General features: G+C 66.2%; 20 protein-coding genes and 1 pseudogene. All 21 read right to left on the reverse strand.

The features are described from left to right. Positions 1-21: 21 nt before the first annotated feature. The 21 genes and pseudogenes from OCH7691_RS02080 to miaB all read right to left on the reverse strand — a co-directional run bounded on the left by OCH7691_RS02080 (position 22) and on the right by miaB (position 23,244). Positions 22-441, reverse strand: coding sequence for a rubrerythrin family protein (locus OCH7691_RS02080; RefSeq protein ID WP_085881759.1), 420 nt, complete (start codon positions 439-441; stop codon positions 22-24). Positions 442-603: 162 nt separating this feature from the next. Then, positions 604-1,023 carry an iron response transcriptional regulator IrrA gene (gene irrA, locus OCH7691_RS02085; RefSeq protein WP_085881760.1) on the reverse strand — a complete coding sequence of 140 codons (420 nt, stop codon included), beginning with the start codon at positions 1,021-1,023 and terminating at the stop codon, positions 604-606. A gap of 92 nt (positions 1,024-1,115) precedes the next feature. Beyond that, positions 1,116-2,513: an NAD(P)H-dependent flavin oxidoreductase gene (locus OCH7691_RS02090; RefSeq protein ID WP_085881761.1), complete on the reverse strand. Its 1,398-nt coding sequence runs from the start codon at positions 2,511-2,513 to the stop codon at positions 1,116-1,118. Between the two features lie 191 nt (positions 2,514-2,704). Next, positions 2,705-4,822 (reverse strand): polyribonucleotide nucleotidyltransferase, encoded by a 2,118-nt coding sequence (gene pnp / locus OCH7691_RS02095; protein WP_085881762.1) that lies wholly within the window; start codon positions 4,820-4,822, stop codon positions 2,705-2,707. A gap of 250 nt (positions 4,823-5,072) precedes the next feature. After that, complete coding sequence (rpsO, locus tag OCH7691_RS02100; RefSeq protein WP_085881763.1) at positions 5,073-5,342, reverse strand: 30S ribosomal protein S15; 270 nt, start codon at positions 5,340-5,342, stop codon at positions 5,073-5,075. Between the two features lie 15 nt (positions 5,343-5,357). Further along, complete coding sequence (truB, locus tag OCH7691_RS02105) at positions 5,358-6,254, reverse strand: tRNA pseudouridine(55) synthase TruB (RefSeq protein WP_085881764.1); 897 nt, start codon at positions 6,252-6,254, stop codon at positions 5,358-5,360. 11 nt (positions 6,255-6,265) lie between these two features. Next, complete coding sequence (gene rbfA / locus OCH7691_RS02110) at positions 6,266-6,670, reverse strand: 30S ribosome-binding factor RbfA (protein WP_217807744.1); 405 nt, start codon at positions 6,668-6,670, stop codon at positions 6,266-6,268. Positions 6,671-6,731: 61 nt separating this feature from the next. Next, on the reverse strand, positions 6,732-9,410 hold the full coding sequence (gene infB / locus OCH7691_RS02115) for a translation initiation factor IF-2 (RefSeq protein ID WP_085881766.1): 2,679 nt from the start codon (positions 9,408-9,410) through the stop codon (positions 6,732-6,734). A 2-nt stretch (positions 9,411-9,412) separates the two neighbouring features. Beyond that, positions 9,413-10,069 carry an RNA-binding protein gene (locus OCH7691_RS02120; RefSeq protein WP_085881768.1) on the reverse strand — a complete coding sequence of 219 codons (657 nt, stop codon included), beginning with the start codon at positions 10,067-10,069 and terminating at the stop codon, positions 9,413-9,415. Next, positions 10,044-11,624 (reverse strand): transcription termination factor NusA, encoded by a 1,581-nt coding sequence (nusA, locus tag OCH7691_RS02125; RefSeq protein WP_085881769.1) that lies wholly within the window; start codon positions 11,622-11,624, stop codon positions 10,044-10,046. Before nusA ends, OCH7691_RS02120 begins: the two co-directional genes overlap by 26 nt. A 17-nt stretch (positions 11,625-11,641) precedes the next feature. Continuing rightward, positions 11,642-12,151 (reverse strand): annotated as a pseudogene (gene rimP / locus OCH7691_RS02130) (ribosome maturation factor RimP); the annotation flags it as partial. Between the two features lie 113 nt (positions 12,152-12,264). Then, entirely contained in the window at positions 12,265-13,005 is a 741-nt protein-coding gene (gene trmB / locus OCH7691_RS02135; RefSeq protein WP_085881770.1) for a tRNA (guanine(46)-N(7))-methyltransferase TrmB, read from the reverse strand. A gap of 13 nt (positions 13,006-13,018) precedes the next feature. Beyond that, complete coding sequence (metK, locus tag OCH7691_RS02140) at positions 13,019-14,188, reverse strand: methionine adenosyltransferase (protein ID WP_085883446.1); 1,170 nt, start codon at positions 14,186-14,188, stop codon at positions 13,019-13,021. A gap of 196 nt (positions 14,189-14,384) precedes the next feature. Beyond that, positions 14,385-14,813, reverse strand: a complete 429-nt coding sequence (locus OCH7691_RS02145) for a helix-turn-helix domain-containing protein (protein ID WP_085881771.1) — start codon at positions 14,811-14,813, stop codon at positions 14,385-14,387. Positions 14,814-15,007: 194 nt separating this feature from the next. Then, positions 15,008-15,367: a helix-turn-helix domain-containing protein gene (locus OCH7691_RS23155; RefSeq protein WP_176244893.1), complete on the reverse strand. Its 360-nt coding sequence runs from the start codon at positions 15,365-15,367 to the stop codon at positions 15,008-15,010. A gap of 59 nt (positions 15,368-15,426) precedes the next feature. Beyond that, positions 15,427-17,025, reverse strand: a complete 1,599-nt coding sequence (gene lnt / locus OCH7691_RS02155; RefSeq protein ID WP_085881772.1) for an apolipoprotein N-acyltransferase — start codon at positions 17,023-17,025, stop codon at positions 15,427-15,429. Further along, positions 17,025-17,999 (reverse strand): hemolysin family protein, encoded by a 975-nt coding sequence (locus OCH7691_RS02160; protein WP_085881773.1) that lies wholly within the window; start codon positions 17,997-17,999, stop codon positions 17,025-17,027. Before OCH7691_RS02160 ends, lnt begins: the two co-directional genes overlap by 1 nt. Positions 18,000-18,025: 26 nt before the next feature. Beyond that, a complete protein-coding gene (gene ybeY / locus OCH7691_RS02165; protein WP_217807748.1) occupies positions 18,026-18,559 on the reverse strand; it encodes an rRNA maturation RNase YbeY in 534 nt (177 codons plus the stop codon). After that, positions 18,498-20,870, reverse strand: coding sequence for an HD family phosphohydrolase (locus OCH7691_RS02170; RefSeq protein WP_085881775.1), 2,373 nt, complete (start codon positions 20,868-20,870; stop codon positions 18,498-18,500). Before OCH7691_RS02170 ends, ybeY begins: the two co-directional genes overlap by 62 nt. After that, a complete protein-coding gene (locus OCH7691_RS02175) occupies positions 20,867-21,841 on the reverse strand; it encodes a PhoH family protein (RefSeq protein WP_217807749.1) in 975 nt (324 codons plus the stop codon). Before OCH7691_RS02175 ends, OCH7691_RS02170 begins: the two co-directional genes overlap by 4 nt. Before the next feature lie 50 nt (positions 21,842-21,891). After that, positions 21,892-23,244: a tRNA (N6-isopentenyl adenosine(37)-C2)-methylthiotransferase MiaB gene (gene miaB, locus OCH7691_RS02180; RefSeq protein ID WP_085881776.1), complete on the reverse strand. Its 1,353-nt coding sequence runs from the start codon at positions 23,242-23,244 to the stop codon at positions 21,892-21,894. Between the last annotated feature and the right edge of the window lie 99 nt (positions 23,245-23,343).

The raw sequence follows: 23,343 nt of genomic DNA on the forward strand, positions 1-23,343 counted from the left end.
CATCACCGATCCGGAAGCGGATCAGGCGTCGAGCGTGTCGAGCGCCTTCTGGAAACGACCGGCATGGCTCTTTTCAGCCTTGGCCAGCGTCTCGAACCAGTCGGCGATCTCGTCGAAACCCTCTTCACGGGCCGACTTGGCCATGCCCGGATACATGTCGGTGTATTCGTGGGTCTCGCCGACGATGGCCGCCTTGAGGTTGGCCGAGGTGGCGCCGATCGGCTCGCCCGTCGCCGGGTCGCCGACTTCCTCGAGAAACTCGAGATGACCGTGCGCGTGGCCGGTCTCGCCTTCCGCGGTCGAGCGGAACACGGCGGCAACGTCGTTGTAGCCCTCGACGTCGGCCTTCTGTGCGAAATACAGATAGCGCCGATTGGCCTGACTCTCGCCGGCGAAGGCTGCCTTCAGGTTTTCCTCGGTCTTGCTGCCCTTGAGTGACATCGAATTCCTCCTGGAGTTGATCGCACGCATCGGTCGGGCACGGAACCCGCGATGCACGATATGACAGGAGCGATAGTAGGGATGGCCCCGGGGGGTGTCAACAGCTTGGAACAGTTCAAAACTGTTCGCAACTAGACTGACAATACAAATGAAATTTGTATTTCAGCCCGCCTTTGAAACCCGGATGACCACGTCGACCCGGCTCACCTGCATGCCTTCCGGCGGAGCCGGCAGGCTGGTGATGCCAATGGCGTCGCCCGGGATATCGGCGAGGTCGCCGGTTCCCTCGAAGAAGAAATGGTGATGGGGTTCGGTATTGGTGTCGAAATAGGAGCGCGCGGAATCGACCACCACTTCGCGCAGCATTCCGGCGGCCGTGAACTGGTGCAGGGAATTGTAGATCGTCGCCAGCGAGACGCGGATGCTGGCACCCAGCGCTTCCTCGTGAAGCCCCTCGGCGGTGATATGCCGGTCGCCGCCGTCGAACAGCAGCTTGGCCAGCGCGAGGCGCTGGCGGGTCGGCCGCAATCCGGCTTCGCGCAGCCGCCTCAGGGCATCGCTGAAGGGTCGTTCGCTGGTCATTCGCGTTCACCACGGAAATGCATCACGTCGTCCATGAACGCAATATAGCGAGTTTATTGGAATTATTCAAATGACCGGGCACGACCGCCCGGTCAGTCGCCCGTGCAGATGCGGTCGACCAGTTCCTTGACGGTCGGGACATGGCCGCCGGCATAGAACGGATCATCGGCGAAGCGGAACGCCGCATGGCCGGCGAACATAAGGTTCTCCGACACGTCGCCCATGTGGCTGATGGCCCGCAGCGTCTTCTGGATGCAGTAGCTGCGCGGGTCCGCCTTGCGGCCGGTCGTGTTGCCCTCGCCCTGGGCCCAGTTCGAGAACAGGCAGGCCGAAAGGCAGCCCATGCAGTCGACCTGGTCCTTGTGGATTTCCTGGCGTTTCTCCGAGGTGACGAAGATCAACGTCGAATCAGGCGTCTTCATCGCGTCGTCGAAGCCTTCCTCGACCCATTTGTTGGCGCGCTCCGCATCACCGGCGGTGAGATAGACCTCGCGCTTGCGCGGACCGAAGCCGAACGCCACCTGGTGCTCGCCCACCGGCTGCGTGGTGAAGGCGACCTGGCGCTCGTTGCGCGCCCGGAGTTCCTGGATGAACTCGTTGTTGACCGCGGAGGACCAGAAGCCGGTCGGACTGTAGCGATTGAGGAAAACATCGCCTTCCTTGAGCGTCATCAGCCGCTTCTTCCAGGCATCCGGGATCGGGCTCTCCTGGGTCAGCAAGGGCCGGGTGCCGTACTGGAAGGCAATCGGACCGATCTCCTTGTTGTCCATCCAGTCGGCCCAGTCGCGCAGGTACCAGACGCCGCCGGCCATGATGATCGGGACCTGCTCGAGGCCGACCTCGTTCATCAGCCGGCGCAGTTCGGCGACCCGGGGATAGGGATCCTCCGGCCGGTGCGGATCCTCGGAATTCGACAGCCCGTTATGACCGCCGGCCCGCCACGGATCCTCGTAGACGACGCCGCCCAGCCATTCCGAGAACTTGTGATAGGCCCGCTTCCAGAGCGCCCGGAAGGCGCGCGCCGAAGAGACGATCGGGTAATAGTGGATCTTGTAGTTGGCGGAGATCTGGGCGATCCGGTAGGGCATGCCGGCACCGCAGGTCACGCCGTGGACGAGCCCCTTCGCGCCTTCGAGAATGCCGTGCAGGATGCGCTCGGCCGCGCCCATCTCCCAGAGCACGTTGACATGGATGCGGCCTTCGCCGCCGCGCTCGTCATGGGCGATCCGGGCCTGGGCGATGCCGCCGCGAATCGCGTAATCGACCAGTTCCTCATGGCGCTCCCGCCGGGTGCGGCCATGGTAGACCTGATCGATCATGTTGCCGTTCTCGTCGTAGGAATCAGCATTCACGCCCGAGAAGGTGCCGACACCGCCGGCCGCGGCCCATGCGCCCGAGCTCACGCCGCTGGTCACAGCAATCCCCTTGCCGCCTTCGACGAGCGGCAGGACTTCCTTACCGGACAGAAGTATGGGGTTCAGTGCCTTCACAACGTTCTCCCTCTCCCACCGGCGAAGCTTGATCGTGAGAAGACAGGATCGGGCCAAATATCGAGCCTTCTGTCGCGCCGGTGCATCGGGCTCTCAGGCCCTGCAAGCTTACTCAATCTGTCTAACATGCTGCAGCTCCGGACCGAGTCAAGGAAACCCGGTCCGGAACCCCAGTTCAGGAACGGAGCCGATCAGGCGCCCGCTTCGGCTTCCTCCTGCTCTCCACCTTCTTCGGCGAGCACCGCCTTGATGGAAAGACGGACCTTGCCGCGTTCGTCGATGCCGAGCACCTTGACCCGAACCTCGTCGCCCTCGTTTATCACATCGGTGACCTTGGCGACACGATTGGGCGCCAGCTCCGAGATGTGCACGAGGCCGTCACGGCTGCCGAAGAAGTTCACGAAAGCGCCGAAATCGACGACCTTCACGACCTTGCCGGTATAGATGTGGCCGATCTCGGGCTCGCTGGTCAGCGACTTGATCCACTGGATCGCGGCGGTGGCCGAATCCTCGGTCGTCGCCGCTACCTTGACGGTACCGTCGTCCTCGATGTCGATCTTCGCGCCGGTGGTCTCGCAGATCTCGCGGATGACCTTGCCGCCGGTGCCGATGACTTCCCGGATCTTGTCCTTCGGGATGTTGATCACGGTGATCCGCGGCGCCGATTCCTTGACCCCGGTACGGGCCGCGTCGAGCGCCTTCGACATTTCGCCGAGGATGTGCTGGCGGCCCTTCTGGGCCTGGGCCAGCGCGACCTTCATGATCTCCTCGGTGACCTGGTCGATCTTGAGGTCCATCTGCAGCGAGGTGACGCCCTTCTCGGTCCCGGCGACCTTGAAGTCCATGTCGCCGAGATGGTCCTCGTCACCCAGGATGTCGGACAGCACCGCGAAGCGGTCGCCCTCGAGGATCAGGCCCATGGCGATACCGGCAACCGGCCGCTTCAGCGGCACGCCGGCGTCCATCAGGGCAAGCGAGGTGCCGCAGACCGTGGCCATCGAGGAGGAGCCGTTCGATTCGGTGACCTCGGAGACCACGCGGATCGTGTAGGGGAAATCCTCCGCGCTCGGCAGGAGCGGCCGCACCGCCCGCCACGCCAGCTTGCCGTGGCCGATCTCGCGGCGGCCGGGCGAACGCATGAAGGCAACCTCGCCGACCGAGTAGGGCGGGAAGTTGTAGTGCAGCAGGAAGCGCTCGCGGAACTCGCCCTCGAGCGCATCGACGATCTGCTCGTCCTGGCCGGTCCCGAGCGTCGCGACCGCGAGTGCCTGGGTTTCGCCACGGGTAAACAGGGCGGCACCATGGGCGCGCGGCAGGATGCCGACCTCGGCAGAGATCGGACGAACCTGATCGGTCTTGCGGCCGTCGATACGCTCGCTGGTATCGAGGATCTGGCCTCGCACGATCGACTTCTCGAGCTTCTTCAGCAGACCGCTGATGACGACCGGATCGACATCCGTATCGGCGAAGGCGGCCTTGACCTGCTCGCGCACGGCCGCGATCTTCTCGACCCGGACCTGCTTGACGCGCTCGCCGTAGGCGGCGCGCAGTCCGGCCTCGCCCAGCTCGGCGACCTTGGCGACCAGTTCCTCGGGCGAACCCGACTCCGGCAGCGGCCAGGGCTCCTTGGCACAGGCCTCGGCCAGTTCGATGATCGCATCGATGACCGGCTGGAACGAGCGATGCGCGAACATCACCGCGTCCAGCATGACCTCCTCGGAAAGCTCCTGGGCTTCCGATTCAACCATCAGCACGCCCTCGGCGGTGCCGGCCACGACGAGATCGAGATCGCCTTCCTTGACCTGCTCCAGGGTCGGGTTGAGCACGAACTCGCCGTCGATGTAGCTGACGCGCGCGCCGCCGATCGGCCCCATGAAGGGAATGCCCGAGATCGTCAGCGCGGCGGAGGCACCGACCAGCGCGACGATGTCGGGGTCGTTCTCCATGTCGTGGCTGAGCACGGTGCAGATGATCTGCGTCTCGTTGTGATAGCCCTTGGCGAAGAGCGGGCGGATCGGCCGGTCGATGAGCCGGGACGTCAGCGTCTCCTTCTCGCGCGGCTGGCCTTCACGCTTGAAAAAGCCGCCGGGAATCTTGCCGGCGGCGAAGCTCTTCTCCTGATAATTGACCGTCAGCGGCATGAAATCGATGCCGGTCTTCGGGGTCTTCTGGGCGGTCGCCGTGCAGAGCACCGTTGTCTCGCCGTAGGTCGCGAGGACCGCGCCGTCCGCCTGACGCGCGATCTTGCCGGTCTCCAGGACGAGCTTGCGGCCGCCCCAATTGATTTCCTTGCGATGTATATTGAACATCCATCCATCCTTCCGTTCGGACCCGGCCGCCCATCGGCCCGGTCCGAGCCGGCGGAATCCCCTGGATTCCGCCTCTATGCGAGGCCGCGCACGCTAGCGCGCCGCCTCCCGCGAATGCCACCCGTCTGCTTGTATGGCCTGAACCGGATGGGCGGCGCCTCCGGCAGGGTCTCGGGAATCGCAACGCCCGGGATAGTCGATACCGTCAAGGCATCGCCGGTTCCCGGGCGCGTCGTGTGCGACCGTTGCCTCAGCGGCGAATGCCAAGGCGCTGGATCAGCGTGCTGTAGCGATTGACGTCCTGGCCCTTCAGATAGTCGAGCAGGCTCCGACGGCGGCTGACCATTTTCAGGAGGCCGCGCCGCGAATGGACGTCATGCGTGTGTGACTTGAAATGTTCGGTCAGGTTGGTGATCCGCTCGGTCAGGATCGCCACCTGGACTTCCGGTGAACCGGTGTCGCCTTCATTGGTGGCATATTCCTTGACGAGCTCAAGCTTGCGCTCTGGCGTAATCGACATCGGTCTCTCCTGAAATCAAAGGTTGAAAACGCGCAGCGGACGGACCTTTTCCCGATCGACCTCGGCAAGAGCCACCGGCTCTCCTCCGGTCGTCACGCAAACCGTACCGTCGGCTGCACCGGGCACCGTCACCGGCTGACCATGTCGAAGGCGGTCGGCCTGCGGCTCCGTGATGGCCAGCGCCGGGATGTCGTCCAGCGCGGTCAGGATCGGGAGCAGGTGCTCGTTAGGCGCCGGAAACTGCCACATCGTGGCAAGCTTATCCAGCGAAATCGCCCGATCCTCGGAAAACCCGCCGACCTTCAGCCGGCGGAGTGCCGTGACATGGCCGCAGGTACCCAGCGCGCGGGCAAGATCGCGGGCCACGGCGCGGACATAGGTGCCCTTGCCGCAATCGATTTCGAGGCTCGCATGGTCGGCATCCGGCGTTTCCACGAGGCGCAGGGCGTCGATCCGGACGCTGCGCGGCTGCAGGTCCGGGGTCTCGCCCCGCCGGGCCAGGTCATAGGCCCGTGCGCCGCCGACCTTGAGCGCGGAATAGGCCGGTGGCAGCTGCTCGACGTCGCCGATGAAGGCGCCGAGGGCGCCCTCGATCTCGGCCGCCTCCGGGCGCACGGCAGACTGTTCGACGACCGGGCCTTCGGCATCGTCGGTTTCCGTCGTTTCGCCCCAGCGCACCGTGAAGCGGTAGCGCTTGGCGCCGTCCATGACGTAGGAAACGGTCTTGGTCGCCTCGCCGAGCGCGATCGGCAGAATTCCGCTGGCCAGCGGATCGAGCGTACCGCCGTGGCCCGCCTTCGCGGCGCCGGTAATCCGGCGGACGGCGCCGACGACCTGGGTCGAGGTCATGCCGACGGGCTTGTCGATGATCAACCAGCCATGCACCGGCAGACCGCGACGTTGTCGCGCCATGTCCGGCTCCTTCAGTCGCGATCGATGTCGTCGGAACCCTGTTCCGCGGCCACCTGCCGGAGGAGGCTGTCGATGCGGCTCGCCTGCTCGAAGCTGTCATCGCTCTTGAACGTGATCCGCGGCGTGTTGCGGAGCGGCACGGCGCGGGCGAGCAGGGTGCGGATATAGGTGGAACAGCGATTGAGCGCGGCCACGACGGCGGCCGCGTTCTCGCCGCCGAGCGGCGTCACGAAAGCGGATGCGTTCTTCAGATCCGGGCTCATCGAGACCTCGGTCACGGTAACCGAGACGCCGGCCAGATCCGGATCGCGAAAGGTTTCCCGCGTCAGCAGATCCGCCAGGGCGTGCCGCATCTCTTCGCCGACACGCAACTGGCGCTTGCTGGCCGGGCGTTTCGCCTGCCTTGTGCCCGCCATCATTCCCTCACGAAAATCCTGTCGAAAGACGCTGTCGCGGCGGCCGGAGCCGCCGCATGTCTCACAGCGTCCGCTCGACCTCTTCGAGTTCGAAGCACTCGATCATGTCGCCGGTCTGGATGTCCTGGTAATTCGCCAGCGCCATACCGCATTCGGCCCCCTGCTTGACCTCGCGGACCTCGTCCTTGAAGCGGCGGAGGGACGAAAGATCGCCCTCGTGGATCACCACGTCGTCGCGCAGGAGACGGACCTTGCAGCCACGGCGGACGACGCCCTCGGTGATCATGCAGCCCGCGACCTTGCCGGTCTTGGTGATGTTGAAGACTTCGCGGATCTCGGCGTAGCCCAGGAAACGCTCGCGCACCGCCGGCGCAAGCATGCCGGACAGCAGGCTCTTCAGGTCGTCGATCACGTTGTAGATGATCGAGTAGTAGCGGATATCGACACCATCGCGCTGGGCCATCTCGCGGGCCTGCTTGTTGGCGCGCACGTTGAAGCCGATGATGATGCCGTTCGAGGCCCGCGCCAGGATGACATCGGACTCGTTGATGCCGCCAACCGCCGAATGCAGGATCTCGACCTTGACCTCGTCGGTCCCGATCTTCTCGGCCGAACCGACCAGCGCTTCCGCCGATCCCTGCACGTCCGCCTTGATGACGAGCGGCAGGAGCTGGGCCTGGCCTTCCTTGATCGCCGAGAACATCTGTTCCAGCGTGCCCCGCTGGCCGACCGCGGCGCGCTTCTCTCGGGACTGCCGCTGCCGGAACTCGGCGATATCGCGGGCCCGGCTCTCGCTGTCGATGACGCTGAGCAGGTCCCCCGCTTCCGGCGCGCCCTGCAGGCCGATGACCTCGACCGGCTCGGCCGGTCCGGCGCTCTCGACATTGTTGCCGCGGTCGTCGATCAGGGCGCGCACGCGGCCCCATTCGGCGCCGGCGACGAAGACGTCGCCGATCCGCAGCGTGCCGCGCTGGACGAGAACGGTGGCCACCGAGCCGCGCCCGACTTCGAGCTTCGCCTCGACCACCACGCCCTCGGCATTGCGGTCCGGGTTTGCCTTCAGTTCGAGGATTTCCGACTGCAGGAGGATCGCTTCCTGCAGCTTGTCGAGACCGGTGCCCTTGGCGGCCGAGACCTCGACGTCCTGTACGTCGCCGCCGAGGCTTTCGACGACAATCTCGTGCTGCAGCAGTTGCTGGCGGACCTTGTCGGGGTTGGCTGCCGGCAGGTCGCACTTGTTGATCGCGACGATGATCGGGACCTCGGCCAGCTTGGCATGGCGAATCGCCTCGATCGTCTGCGGCATCACCGCGTCGTCGGCCGCCACGACCAGGATGACGATGTCCGTCACCTTGGCACCGCGCGAGCGCATGCCGGTAAAGGCCTCGTGACCCGGGGTGTCGAGGAAGGTGATGGTAGCGCCGCCGGAGAGTTCGACCTGGTAGGCGCCGATATGCTGGGTGATGCCGCCGGCTTCGCGGGAAACCACGTCGGTCTTGCGCAGCGCGTCGAGCAACGATGTCTTGCCGTGATCGACATGGCCCATGACCGTGACCACCGGGGCCCGCGGCTTCAGGCTCTCGACCGGATCGTCGTCACCGGACAGGCCGACCTCGACGTCCGAATCCGATACCCGGCGAATCCGGTGGCCGAATTCCGAGACCAGAAGCTCCGCGGTGTCGGCATCGATCGGCTGGTTGATGGTGACCATCACGCCCATTTTCATCAAGGCGCGGACGACATCGACGCCGCGTTCGGCCATGCGGTTCGCAAGCTCCTGGACGACGATCGTCTCAGGCACCACGACATCGCGAACGACCTTGGTGGGCGCTTCATCGCCCCTGCCGCCGGAACGGGCCTTCTCGCGGGCACGGCGTACTGCCGCCAGGCTCCGCTGCCGCTGGCGGCCGTCACCGGACACCAGCGCGTCGGTCACCGTCAGGCGGCCGGTCCGCCGGCTTTCGCCGCGGCGGGTGGCAACGGCGCGATCGGCCGTCTTGCCGCGACGGGCCTTGGTCGCGCCGCGCGGGCTGCCGCGATCGGAATCGCCTTCCCGCTCCTCGGGGGCACCGGCACGGGCCGCGGCCGGTGCCGCCGCGCGACTGACTTCCTGGCGTTCTCGCGCGGCTTCCGCATCGGCCTTGCGCTTCGCCTCATGCTCTTCGGCAAGGCGCTTCGCAGCCTCTTCCTCCGAGCGACGTCGGGCATCGGCGTCGTTGCGCTTGCGATCTTCCTCTTCCTGCTGGCGCCGTTCGGCGGCAGCACGTTCCTCGGCTTCGCGACGCTCGGCGAAATCACGCTCGCGCGCTTCCTCCTCGGCCTTGACACGGGCCTCGGCCGCTTCCTTGCGCGCACCATGCAGGGCTCGCACGCGGGCAGCCTTCTCCTCGGCCGTGAGCTGCTTCAGGACGACGCGGCCGCGCGTCGCATGGCGCGGCTGATCGTTGCGCGGCCGTTCCTTCTGCGGGGCCGGCGCGGGCGCGCTCGGCTTCGCCTGGACCGCAGGCGCGGCGGCCGGCTCGGGCTTCGGCGCGGTCGTCTCGCCGGTCTGACCGGCAGTCGTGCCGGGCCGGGGCGGCACGCGCTTCTTGCGAACCTCGACCTGGACGGTCTTGGAACGGCCATGACTGAAGCTCTGGCGGACCTGACCGCCCTCCGGACCCTTGCGCATTTCAAGCTTGCGCGGCTGCTTGTTCAGACTGAGCGACTTGCGCTCGTCCTTGTCGTTCGCTTCGGACATACCTACTCCGCCACCTGTGCCGGTTCGGCGCGCGATGCGCCGTCCCCGTCGAAATCGCCCCGGAACTCACTCAACCGGGCGATTTCTGTGAGAAAAGGCTGCGCCAACCGTCCATGGATCAGCGCAGCATGTACCACATTTTCCCGCCCCAATGCCAAACTCAAATCCGCTCGCGAGAAGTAGCGGCAATTGGGCAGTCCCGCGGCCGGAGCCGCGAGCTTGGCGCCGGATTGCGGCGCCGCATCGGAAGCTTCAATCAGAACGGCGACACGACCCTCTCGGAGCGCGCCGCGCACTTTCTCGAATCCGCATTCGAGGGCGCCGGCGCGCTTGGCGATACCAAGGCGGTCGAGACACCGGCGCACCAGCAGACGATCGACACGGTCGACGAGATCCGTCGGCACCGCGACATTGCTGCGCGCGGCGCGCGCGAACAGCCGCTTGTCGACGGCCCGCTGCAGAGACGTACGGTTTGGCGTCAGCCAGATGCCCCGGCCCGGCAGAATCTCCGCCAGGTCCGGAACAATGTCCCGGTCGGGGCCAACGACGAATCGGAGCAAGCCCGGCTTCGGCTTGCTCTCGCCGGTGACGATGCAACGCCGAAGCGGTCCGGCTTCCCTGTCAGGGAGCCAGTCACTCGGGGCGCACGGATTGTTCATCGGCCTCCTTGGCGCCGGCCTCGACCGTCGCCTCGTCTTCGTCGTCGAACCAATGGGCCCGGGCGGCCATGATGATGTCGTTCGCCTCGTCCTCGCCGAGGCCATGCTCGCGCAGGATCCCGTCCTGCGCATTGACCAGTTCGTCGCCGGCGAGATCGCCGAGATCGTCGAGCGTCTTCACCCCGGCCTCGCCGAGGGCGACCAGCATGGCCGGCGTCAGCGCCTCGATCGCGGCGACCTCGTCGCTGACCCCGAGCTCGACCCGGCGCTCCTCGTAGGCGGTGTTGACGCCGTCGACATATTCGCGGGCGCGCTGCACCAGCTCCTCGGCGAGATCCTCGTCGAAGCCCTCGATGTCGGCGACCTCGGACGCCTCGACGAAGGCAACCTCCTCGACGCGGCTGAACCCTTCGGTCACGAGCAGCTGGGCAATCACTTCGTCCACATTGAGCGTGTCGATGAAGTGCTGGCTGCGCTCGCGGAATTCAAGCTGGCGGCGGTCCGATTCCTCTTCCTCGGTCAGGATATCGATATCCCAGCCGGTCAACTGCGAGGCGAGCCGCACATTCTGGCCACGCCGGCCGATGGCGAGCGAAAGCTGCTCGTCCGGAACCACGACCTCGATCCGTCGGGTTTCCTCGTCGAGCACAACCTTGGACACTTCCGCCGGCGCCAGCGCATTGACGATGAAGGTCGCCGGGTCGGGCGACCACTGGATGATGTCGATCTTCTCGCCCTGCAACTCGTTCACGACCGCCTGGACGCGCGAACCGCGCATGCCGACGCAGGCGCCGACCGGATCGATCGAGCTGTCGTTGGACAGCACGGCGATCTTGGCCCGGCTGCCGGGGTCGCGGGCCACCGCCTTGATCTCGATGATATGGTCATAGATCTCCGGCACTTCCTGGCCGAACAGCTTCGCCATGAAGGTCGGATGGGTGCGCGACAGGAAAATCTGCGGGCCGCGCTGTTCGCGGCGCACGTCGTAGATATAGGCCCGGATGCGGTCGCTCTGGCGGAAACTTTCCCGCGGCAGCAGCTCGTCCCGCCGGACAATCGCCTCGGCGCGGCCCAGATCGACGGTGATGTTGCCGTATTCGACGCGCTTGACGAAGCCGTTCACGACCTCGCCGATGCGGTCCTTGTATTCCTCGTACTGACGCTCGCGCTCGGCATCGCGGACCTTCTGCACGATGACCTGCTTGGCGGTCTGCGCGGCGATCCGGCCGAAATCGATCGGCGGCAGGGGCTCGGAAATAAAGTCCCCGACCTGGGCCGCCGGATGGCGCGCCTTGGCCTCGTCGATGGTGATCTGGATCGCGTCTTCCTCGATCTCGTCGACCACCTCGAGCAGGCGGGCGAGACGGATCTCACCGGTCTTGCGGTCGATCTCCGCCCGGATCTCGTTCTCGTGACCGTACTTCGCACGGGCCGCCTTCTGGATAGCCTCTTCCATCGCTTCCAGAACGATATCCCGATCGATGCTCTTCTCCCGGGCAACCGCGTCGGCTACCTGCAGAAGCTCCAAACGGTTCAAGCTTGTCGCCGATTCCATCGTCTTCCTCGTCAATCACGATCGTTCAACGACGCCGCAATGAGCGCGTCCGTCAATACGAGACTGGCCTTGTCGATTGCCTCAAGCGGCACCCGGCGAACAGCGGTCTCTCCGGCATCGTCGGCGCGGATCATGACCTCGTCGCCTTCAACGCCCAGCAGCTCGCCACGAAAACGCTTGCGGCCGTCGATCAGCTCGACCGTCTCGAGTTTCGCCTCGAAGCCCGCCCATCGCTCGAAATCCTTGCGCCGGGTCAGCGGCCGATCGATACCCGGCGACGAGACCTCGAGATGATACGCACTCTCGATCGGGTCCTCGACATCAAGCAGCGCCGAGACCACCCGGCTTACCTCCGCGCAGTCATCGATACCCATCGTTCCGTCGGGCCGCTCGGCCATGATCTGGAGCGTCGCGCGCTTGCCCTCGGCAAGCCGCACCCGCACCAGTTCAAACCCCATATCCTGCAGCGCCGGGCCGATGATTTCCGCTACCCGAGCCGCCGGCCCTGGTCTCTGTCTTGTTCCCAAGCCTTGCGCCAAAATAAAAAAAGTGGGCCAATGGCCCACTGCCCTTGAGGCCGCCGAACGCGGCATGAACAGTTTTATCTGTGACTCCAATGATAGAGACAAAGTCGGATCTATCAAGCCTTTTCTGGCGCGCGCGGACCCGATTCCGGGCGCCGGATCGCCCGCAAGTAAAGGCATGAAGCCCCCCCGGCCAGCGCCTTTTCCTCGTAGCGGGTCGGGTACCAGTCGTGTGGCCTCCGACGCCATTCCCCGGGGCCTTCCGGCAGCCACTCGAACGCGGGGTGGTCGAGCAGATGCCAGAGGATCCAGCGACCGTATTCGGCGTGATCGGTCGCAAGGCGCAATTCGGCGCCCGGAGCCAGCGCGCTTGCCAGTCCGTCCAGCGTATCGCGGTTGACCAGGCGCCGCCGGTGATGGCGGCTTTTCGGCCACGGATCGGGAAACAGCACGAAGGCGCGCTCGATCGATCCCGGCCGGAGCGCGGCGAGCAGCATGCGGGCGTCGTCGTCGAGGATGCGGATATTGTCGAGCCCCGCCTCGTCGATCGCCCCGAGCAGCTTGGCGACGCCGTTCAGGAACGGCTCGGCGCCGAGCAATCCGCAGTCCGGATGGCGGCCGGCCTGTCCGGCGAGATGCTCGCCGCCGCCGAAGCCGATCTCCAGCCAGATCGCCCGCTTGCGGGCCGGGAACAGCGACATCGGATCGAGACTGCCCGGCGCCGCGTCGCCGAGCGCGATCCGCAGGTCGGGAAGAAGGGCGTCGACCAGCCGCTGCGGCCGGGGCCGAAGCGGCTTTCCCCGGCGTCGGCCGAAGCTGCGCGCCGGAGCCACGTCGGGCCGCCCCTCGTCGGCCATGGCCGGAACCCGTTCAGGCGAAGTGGCGTTTCAGCGCATCGACGAGGTCGAGACGCTCCCAGGAGAAGCCCCCGTCGTCCTCGGGCGCGCGACCGAAATGCCCGTAGGCCGAGGTGCGGGCGTAGATCGGCCGATTGAGCGAGAGATGCTCACGAATGCCGCGGGGGCTGAGATCGACCATGTCCTGCAGCACCGTCTCGAGACGGGCCGGATCGACCGTATCGGCGCCGTTCAGGTCGACATAGAGCGCGAGCGGCTTGGCGACCCCGATCGCGTAGGCGAGCTGGATCGTGCATTTCTCGGCCATGCCCGCGGCGACGATATTCTTGGCCAGATAACGCGTCGCATAGGCTGCCGAGCGATCGACCTTGGTCGGGTCCTTGCCCGAGAAGGCGCCGCCGCCATGGGGCGCGGCACCGCCGTAGGTGTCGACGATGATCTTCCGCCCGGTCAGGCCGGCATCGCCGTCCGGGCCGCCGATGATGAACTTCCCGGTCGGGTTGACGTAAAAATTCTCTTCGTCGCACATCCAGCCGTCCGGCAGGACCTCGAGAACATACTTCCGCACGATCTCGCGGATCTCGTCCTGGCTGACCGCCTTGTCGTGCTGGGTCGAGACCACGACGGAGGTCGCGCGCACCGGCTTGCCGTTCTCGTAGGCGAGCGTCACCTGGCTTTTCGAATCCGGGGCGAGGTGCGGCTGCTCGCCGGAATGACGAACCTCGGCCAGACGCTTCAGGATACGGTGGGCGTAGAAGATCGGCGCCGGCATGTATTCTTCGGTCTCTTGCACGGCGAAACCGAACATGATGCCCTGGTCGCCGGCACCCTCGTCCTTGTTGCCCGCCGCGTCGACGCCCTGGGCGATGTCGGCTGACTGGCCATGCAGGTAGATCTCGACGGCGGCGTTCTTCCAGTGGAAGCCTTCCTGCTCGTAGCCGATCTCGCGAACCGCATTGCGGGCGAGTTCGGTGATCACCTCGTGCGACACCGAAGCCGGACCGCGGGTTTCGCCGGCAATGACGATCCGGTTGGTCGTCGTCAGCGTTTCACAGGCCACGCGCGATTGCGGATCGGCAGCGAGAAAGGCGTCCACGACCTCGTCGGAGATCCGGTCGCAGACCTTGTCCGGATGACCCTCGGACACGGACTCGCTCGTGAAAAGATAGCTCGATCGCCGCACGGGATATGCCTCCGTCAAATGTAGCACCGGACCGGCCGGTAATGTGCCGCGCCGGGGCCGAGTCGGGCCCACAGAGGCGTGGACCCTGTCGACGGTATTCGACGGGCTTGCGCGAATCCGGGGAATATGGCGATGCGCCGGGTGGACGGTCAAGCGGCAATTGCCGTTCCGTCCCGCGAAGCGGAACCGAGGGCGGTCAGACCCTGGGCGTACGCGCCTCGTCCTCGCCGTCCGCGACATGATTGGCGACGGCCTTGACCAGTTCGAAGACCCGCTTGCGGACGTTGGGCTCGGCGATCCGGTAGTAGGCGCGAACCAACTCGAGGGTCTCGCGGCGGGTCAGGTCGTCCTGCTGGTATTCTTCCTGGCTGCCGGCCGAGAATCCCGTCGTCTCCTCGACTTCATCCGACATGTCGTCGAAGAAGAAGGACGGCGGCACATCGAGAACCTGACAGAACTGGAACAACCGGCTCGCGCCGATTCGGTTGGCACCACGCTCGTATTTCTGGATCTGCTGAAAGGTCAAGCCGACGGCTTCGCCAAGCTTCTCCTGACTCAGGCCAAGCAGGGTCCGACGCAATCTCACGCGCTTGCCTACGTGAACGTCGATCGGATGATGCGCCACGCGCTAAGCCTCCAGACTCGAATACTCAGTGGTTCCCGCGACAGGACTGCCGCGCCCGGGGAGGGGTGGAAACGCCCCCAACGCCTACGGGTGTATGGTGACGGGAAGTAACCGTCAAGTGCAAAACATTTTCAAAATTGACGCTTCCGGTTCATGGCCGATCCATACAACTTGTTGATATCGCAAGCGTTCTGTTATCGGAGCGCGGCAAGCGCCTTGACGTGGCGGAGGACCGTCTCTCGCATTTCGGGAGTAAGTTGATAATAATGCAATATTAAATCGCGCGACTCGGCGGCCATGGGCGGGGCGAGATACTGTTCTATCGGGTCACTGCTACCGACGGGATACAGAAGTTGGGGCAATGTTACTTTCAGGGCATCGGCAACCTGTCTCAGGCGGTCGACCGAAATATGGCTCGAACCGGCCTCGTATTTCTGGACCATCTGCGCGCTGATCGACAGCCGTTCAGCCAGTTCGCGCTGCGACAGTCTCTGATCCCGGCGAATCTGCCGGATGTTCTTTCCGATCGTTTCGTCCAGGCTGTCCCGTGCCACCGCAGTCTTGCCCCCTGTTTCCGGGCGATCATACGAAGGTATGCAACTTGCGGGAAGGTTTATGCGCGCCTGTCGGCCGGACGGGCATGACGGCCAAGCCGGGCGCCGAGCGCGGCCACCGCGGCGGCGGCGAGCAGCAGCACCAGGGGGATGACATCGCCGAAGCGGCGATAGGGCGTCACGCCTGCCAGCGGTGGCGGGAGCGCGCCGTCCAGGACCCCTCCCTCGCCGAGGCCGAGGCTGGACAGCACACGGCCATGGCTGTCGATGAAGGCCGATATGCCGGTGTTGGCGGCACGAACCATCGGCAATCCCTGCTCGACCGCGCGGAAGCGTGCCTGGGCAAGATGCTGGTAGGGCCCGGCGGTGTGACCGAACCAGGCGTCGTTGGTCACGTTCAGCAGCCATGCCGCGTCGTGATCGCCAGCAAGCATCTCCGGAAAGATGGCCTCGTAGCAGATCAGCGCGCGAACCGGCGGAAGCCCGGCAACCCGGAGAATCCCGTCGCCCCCGCCAGGTCCGAAATCCGCATTGCCCGAAACTCCCTGCACGATCTTGCCGAGGCCGAGGGTCGTCAGCAGGCTGCGGAACGGCAGATACTCGCCGAACGGCACCAGATGCTGCTTGTCGTACGTGGCGCCGATCTCGCCGTCGCCGGTGAGGACCTCGACGCTGTTGCGATAGTGATCGCCCTCGGCATCGCGGAAGAACCGGGGCGTTCCGGTAAGCAGGTAGCGGTCGGGACCGACCATTCGCCCGAGAAGTTGGCGAAGCGCCGGTTCCCGGTCGAGGAAATAGGGCAACGCCGTCTCCGGCCAGACCAGGTAGTCGATCGGGCGCTCGGACGGGCGCCCGGACAGTTCGATCAGCCGTTCCACGTGGCGGGCGCGCAGGTCCGCCTGCCATTTGAGCTTCTGATCGATATTGGCCTGCACGATGCGAAGCCGGGGCGCCTCGGCCTCGGCCGCAATCTCCGCGCCGTCGAGCCGGACGAGCCCGAAGACGGCGATCCCGATGCCGAGCAGCACCGGCGGCAGCAAGGCTGCGACCGGTAGCGCGCGACCGGAACTGCCGGAATCGGATGTGCCTGCCAGTGCCGCCGGCGCGGCCGCGGCCCAGACCGTCGCGAAGCCCAGGGCATAAACGCCGGAGAGCGCGGCCACCTGCATCATGACCGGGCTGAAGGCCCACACCTGGCCGATCTGGTTCCACGGAAAGCCGGTGAAGATATGGGCGCGGACGAGTTCGGCCAGGGTCCACGTCGCGGCCAGCGCGAACGGTTGCCAGCGGCGATCCGGCGCGATCATCCGGGCGCCGAGCAGGGCCAGACCCGGAAAGATCGCGAGTATGGCGGGAAAGCCGATGAGCGGGAGCGGCAGCAGGAAGCCGTGGCGGGCGATATCGACGACGAAGGCGAAACCGATCCAGTAGAGCGACAGCATGAAATGGCCGAGGCCGAACCACCAGCCGACAAGGAAGGCCGCGCGCCGACCGCGGCTGCCGGCCAGCAGCCAGCAGAGCCCGGTGAAGGCGACCGGCAGGACCGGAACCAGGTAGAGCGGGGCGAATCCGAGTGCCGCGAGGGCGCCGAGCAGGTAGGCGAGGCCGTAGCGCCGCCAGCCGCCGAGGCGGCCCAGGCGTTCGGCGAGAGCGGTCATCAAGACTCCGTTCTCTCTTCCATGCCTTTCAGCCGGACGCGGAGGCGTTTGACCCGGCGCGGGTCGGCATCGACGACCTCGAACTCGATACCGGACGGATGGCGGACGACCTCGCCGCGCTGCGGCATGCGGCCGAGCAGATGCATGACCAGGCCGCCGAGCGTGTCGACTTCCTCGTCCTCTTCCTCGGGCAACAGGTCGATATCGACCATCGCCTCGAAATCCTCGATCTCGGCCCGGGCGTCGGCCTCGATCAGTCCGTCGCCGCGATCGATCAGCAGTTCTTCCTCGTCCTCGTCGTGCTCGTCCTGGATCTCGCCGACGATTTCCTCGACCAGGTCCTCGATCGTGACCAGGCCGTCTGTCCCGCCGAACTCGTCGACCACGACAGCCATATGGATGCGTGTCACGCGCATCCGCACCAGCAGGTCGCGGACCGACATCGACGGCGGCACGAAGAGCACGTCACGCATGATGTCGCGAAGCTGGAACCCGTCACCGTCGGACCAGTAGGGCAGGAGGTCCTTCAGGTGCACCATGCCGATGACGTTGTCGAGCGCGTCGCGATAGACCGGAACCCGGGTATGGCCCGCCTCGCGGAACAGCGCGATCAGATCGTCAAGCTTGGCCGACGCCTCGACGGCATCGATGTCGGCGCGCGGCACCATCACGTCGTCGGTCCGCAATTCGCCGAAATTGAGGATATTGTGGAGCATGGCGCGTTCGTCCGCACTGAGCGGCTCGTCGCTTTCCACATGCTCCTCGATCAGTTCCTCGAGCGTCTCGCGGAGGCTGCCCTCGCCGCGCCCGCCGCCGAACAGGCGCGACACCAGACTGAACAGGCCGCTCGATCCGCCGCTCCGGCCCTCTCCTTCCCTGACGGGCCTGGAGGGGGTCGCTTCGCTGGTCGCCCCGTCAAGCCGGGGCTCGATAGACTGGGGTTCCTCGTCCCCGGCGATCTTGGTTGCGCTCATAACTCCTGTGCTCTTCACTTGACCCATCAGCCTTCGAGGTCGGCGTCCCGCGGTCCCGACCCGTACGGATCGGCAATACCCAGACCGGCGAGAATAGCGCGCTCCCTCGTCTCCATCAGTTCCGCATCGTCATCGTTCTCGTGATCGTACCCGAGCAGATGCAGAACGCCATGCACCACGAGATGGGAAAGATGATCGCCCGGCGACTTATTCTGCAACTGGGCTTCCTGCAAAATCGTTTCAAGGGCGACGATGATGTCGCCGAGAAGCAACGGCGGCCGATCGCCATCGCCGATATCGGTCCCGTCGGCCCCGTCGTCCCGCATGTCGCCCTCGAAGGAGAGCACGTTGGTCGGCTTGTCCTTGCCGCGGTAATGGCGGTTCAGGGTCCGCACCGACTCGTCGTCGGCCAGTACGACGCTGAGTTCCAGCCGGCGTTCCGCCAGGCCTTCCTCCGCCAGGGCCGCCGATGAGGCGCGGATCACGATCGCCTCGCCGTCAGGAAGAACGTCGCGCCACGTCTCGCAGGAAACCGAGACGGCGATCTCGGGGGCGTTCATCGTTGTCATCTCCACGCCTGCCACCGGTTTCGACGGGCTTCAGCGGTTGCGGATACTCGATACGGCTGTGATAGACACCGAGTGTCAGGGTCCGGCGGAATGCGTCCCGGATCGCCGCCAGATCGCGGATCGTGAGGTCGCTTTCCTCGAGCTGGCCGTCGGCGATCTTGTGATCCATGACCGAGGCGATCCGCGCCTCCAGCTCGGCCGGGCCCGGGCTCTTCAGTGCCCGCGTCGCCGCCTCGACGGAATCCGCGAACAGCAGGATCGCCGCTTCCCGGCTCCTGGGCTTCGGCCCCGGATAACGGAAATCCTCTTCCCGCACCGGCTGGCCGGTCGTTTTCGCCTGTTCGACGGCGCGGTCGTAGAAGACCTGGAGCAGGGTCGTTCCCTGATGCTGGGTGATGGCGTCGAGTACCGCCCGGCCGAGCCGGTGCTTGCGGGCGATATCGATGCCGTCCTTGATATGGGCGAAGATGATCCGTGCCGAGAGTTCCGGCGGCAGCCGGTCGTGAATGTTGCCGTCATGCTGGTTCTCGGCGAAGTAGGCCGGCCGGACCGACTTGCCGAGATCGTGGTAGAGCGCCATCACGCGGCACTTGATCGGATTGGCGCCGATCGCCTCGCCGGCCGCCTCGGCCAGATTGGCGATCATGACCGAATGATAGTAGGTGCCGGGACTGAGCAGCGCGATCTGCTTGAGCAGCGGATTGTCGGCCGAGGCGAGCTCGAGCAGCCGCATGTCGGTTGCTTCGTCGAAAATATGCTCGATCACCGGCAGGGCGCCGGTCGCGACCATCGCCGAGATGGCTCCGGAAAAGAGCGCGAAGAAACACGAGACGACGATCATCTCGGTGCCGCCCGCCCCGCCGCCGGCGCCGAGCACGAGCACCATCGGCACGCTGATCGCCTGCACGAGGCCGATCGCGAGGCCGGAACGCAGCAGTTCGCTGCGGCGCCGGACCCGTCGCGCGGTGACGCCGGCGACCAGCACGCCGAGCAGGTAATAGGCCAGCAACCAGATATCGCCGCCGACCCGGTGGGTCAGCATGAGCGAGAGTCCGATCCCGGCCAGCAGGCTGGTCCGTGCGTCGACAAGGAGGGCGATCAGGATCGTCGCGGTCGCGACCGGGATCAGGAATGTCCCCGACCGCGGATCGATGTCGAGGCCGACCGCGATGCCGCGGCCTGCGAAATGGAATCCGAAGCCCAGCAGCGCAGCGCCGGCCGAAACGGCGAGCGTGATGTAGACCTGCTTCCGGGTCAGACGGAAGCGGTGTCCGCTGCGCTGGAAGAACAGCGCGCCGAGCAGCAGCATCAGGGTGACAAGGGCGCCGAAGGCCCCGGTCTCACCGAGATAGGGACGGTTTGCCGCCTTTTCCTGCAGGGCGTGCAGCCGGTCGAGGGCCGCCTGTGTCACGCGGTCGCCCTCGCGGACGATCACCTCGTCGGCGGCGATCTTGACATAGGTCGCCTCGACTGCCGCCCGCTTCTGTTCGCGGGCCGCGCCGGTCGCAGCAAGATCGGCAATCAGGTTGGGGCGGACCAGCGCCAGGGCGGTCTCCAGCACCCAGCTGCGGACGATCCGCGCCTCGCCGTAGGTCGCCGTCGCGGCGCGCGCCTGGACCAGCCGGCGCAGCTTGCCGAGATCGATCACCCGGCTCGGATCGGTAAGCTGCCACTCGTTCTGGGTAACCGTGTCGCGGATCTGGATACCGCCACGGCGCGGCAGTTCGTCCCGCGCGGCGACCACCATGTGATCGAGACCGATGCCGACGAAGGTGTTGATCGCGCGGGCGACGTCGGCCGGATCCTCGAACGCCTCGAGAAGCGCGAAGACCGTCGCGTTGACCGGCTGGCCGAGATCCTTCTGGAAGGCGAGGCGGCGCTCGGCTTCCTCCAGTTCCTTCGATGCCGCGCGCGCGGCCATCGCCGCCGCGGCCTTGTTGACCCGTTCGACGATGTTGAAATAGAGCTCCGGATCGTAATTGAAGATCGGCTTCACGGACGCTTCGGCCGCCTTGCGCCGAAGCTCGGTCGCGGCGTCGTCCTCGATCAGCAGGTCGCGGTCCGCCCGGATCGTCGATTCGGCGATCGCGCCGACGACCGGCAGCGGCCCGGCGTCGCGCCAGTTCGGCGGCGTGAACAGCAGGGTCAGGAAGACGACGAAGGCGACCAGCAGCGGATAGTCGATCCACGGCCGCACGGTTTCCCAGCGATCGTCGGCGAGTGCCTTGATGGCGGTCGCGGACAGCAGTGCCCGGGCGGCCGCGAGCGGCGATGAACGGTTACCCGTCATGTCCTCGCTCAAGAAGCATCCCCTGTCTTGCCGGCGGCCTTGCGGTCATCGCGCGCATCATAGGCGCGCACGATGCGGGTCACCATGGCATGTCGGACGACATCATCGTGGGAGAATCGGATTGTCACAATCCCTTCGACGCCGGCCAGGACCTCAAGCGCATCGACAAGTCCCGACCGGGTTCCCGGCGGCAGGTCGACCTGGCTCGGATCGCCGGTCACCGCCATGCGGGAATTCTCGCCGATTCTGGTTAACAACATCTTCATCTGCATCGGCGTTGTGTTCTGCGCCTCGTCGAGCAGCACGAACGAATTGGCCAGCGTCCGCCCGCGCATGAAGGCGAGCGGGGCGACCTCGATTTCGCCGTTCTCGAGGCGTTTGTGCACCTCGTCGGCCGGCAGCATGTCGAACAGCGCGTCGTAGATCGGCCGCAGGTAGGGATCGACCTTCTCGCGCAGGTCGCCGGGCAGGAATCCGAGCCGTTCGCCTGCCTCGACGGCGGGCCGCGAGAGCACGATCCGGTCGACCTGACCGGTGATCAGCATCTGCACCGCGACGGCAACGGTGAGATATGTCTTGCCTGTGCCGGCCGGACCCAGGCCGAACACCAGGGTCTGGCCGCGAAGCGCCTCGACATAGCGGGACTGGTTGGCGTTCCGCGGCATGATCGTGCGCTTCTTGGTGCGGATCTCGTGCCGCTGGGCGGCGCCGAGGGCATCGCTTTCCTTGCGATGCACGACTGCCTCGGCGAGCCGGATCGCGCCGTCCACATCGCCGTCGCCGACCGCCTGACCCTTCTCGAGCCGGGCATAGAGATCGTCCAGCGCCAGCTTGGCGACGGCGCATTCGGCCTCCGCGCCCTGCAGCACGACACTGTTGCCCCGGGCCGAGAGCTCGATGCCGAGGCGCTGCTCGAAGCGTGCCAGATGCCGGTCGTTCACACCGACCAGGGCCGCGAGTAGCTGGTTGTTCGCAAACGTCATGATCGTTGGCGCCGGCGGCGTGGCAACGGCCGCTCGGGGGGCCTCTCCCATCACGCGGCCGCCGCGTCGGGCGTCACGAGGACACCCTTGAGCGAACGGCCGAATCCGGCCTCGATACGGACCTCCGCGACCCGGCCGATCCGGTGCCGGGGCGCCTCGACGAAAACCGACTGCATGTAGGGGCTGCGGCCGACAAGCTGTCCGGTCTGCCGGCCGTCGCGTTCGAGCAGGACCGGCAGGACACGACCCGCGAAGCCGGCGTTGAAGTCCGCCTGCTGGCCATTGAGGAGCACCTGAAGCCGTTGCAGCCGCTCGTCCTTGACCGGCTCCTCGATCATCTCGCCGGCGGCCGCCGGCGTACCCGGACGAGGGGAATACTTGAAGCTGTAGGCCTGGGCGTAGCCGATCTCGCCGACCAGGGTCATGGTGTCCTCGAAATCGGCCGCGGTCTCGCCGGGGAAGCCGACGATGAAGTCGCTCGACAGGGCGAGGTCGGAACGCGCCGCGCGCAGCTTGTCGACGATCCGCCGGTAGTCGTCGGCACTGTGCCGCCGGTTCATCGCTGCCAGGATGCGGTCCGAACCGGACTGCACCGGCAGATGCAGGTAGGGCATGAGCGCCGGCACCTCGCCATGGGCACTGATCAGGTCGTCGGTCATCTCGAGCGGGTGCGAGGTCGTATAGCGCAGCCGCTCCAGCCCCGGCGCCTCGGCGAGCAGGCGGATCAGGCGGCCGAGCGTTACCGGGCGCCCGTCGGGGCCCTCGCCGTGATAGGCATTGACGTTCTGGCCGAGCAGGGTGAGTTCGCGGGCGCCGCCGGCGAGAAGCTGGCGCGCTTCCTCGAGGATCGCGGCAACCGGCCGCGAATATTCCGCGCCGCGCGTGTAGGGCACGACGCAGAAGCTGCAGAACTTGTCGCAGCCTTCCTGCACCGTGAGGAAGGCCGAGACGGCGCTGTCAGCGGCGCGCGCCGGCAGGGTGTCGAACTTCGGCTCGGTCGGGAAGTCGGTGTTGAGCGTGGCGCCGGCGCCGCGGCTCGCGCGGGCAACCATCTCGGGCAGCTGGTGGTAGGCCTGCGGCCCGAACACCATGTCGACATAAGGCGCCCGGCGGAGAATTTCCTCGCCCTCGGCCTGGGCGACGCAACCGGCAACCGCGATGATCATCCCGCCGTTCCCCGCTGCTTCCCGCTCGCGTCGCGTCGCGCGCAACCGTCCGAGCTCCGAGAAGACCTTCTCCGACGCCTTCTCGCGAATATGGCAGGTGTTCAGGATCACCATGTCAGCGTCATCGGGCGCCGCCGCGGGACGATAGCCCAGGGGACGCAGAAGCTCCGCCATACGATCGCTGTCGTAGACGTTCATCTGGCAGCCATGGGTCGAGATGAATAGTTTTTTCGTCACGTCTCGTCGCGCCCGTCCGGGGCCATGGGGCCCGCGCCTGTCAACGGCCGGCCAAGTCGGCCGACGCCCTCTCGGGAAGGCCGTAATTCCGGCGGGACA

The sequence above is a fragment of the Oceanibacterium hippocampi genome (assembly GCF_900172325.1).
Lineage (GTDB): Bacteria > Pseudomonadota > Alphaproteobacteria > Sneathiellales > Sneathiellaceae > Oceanibacterium > Oceanibacterium hippocampi.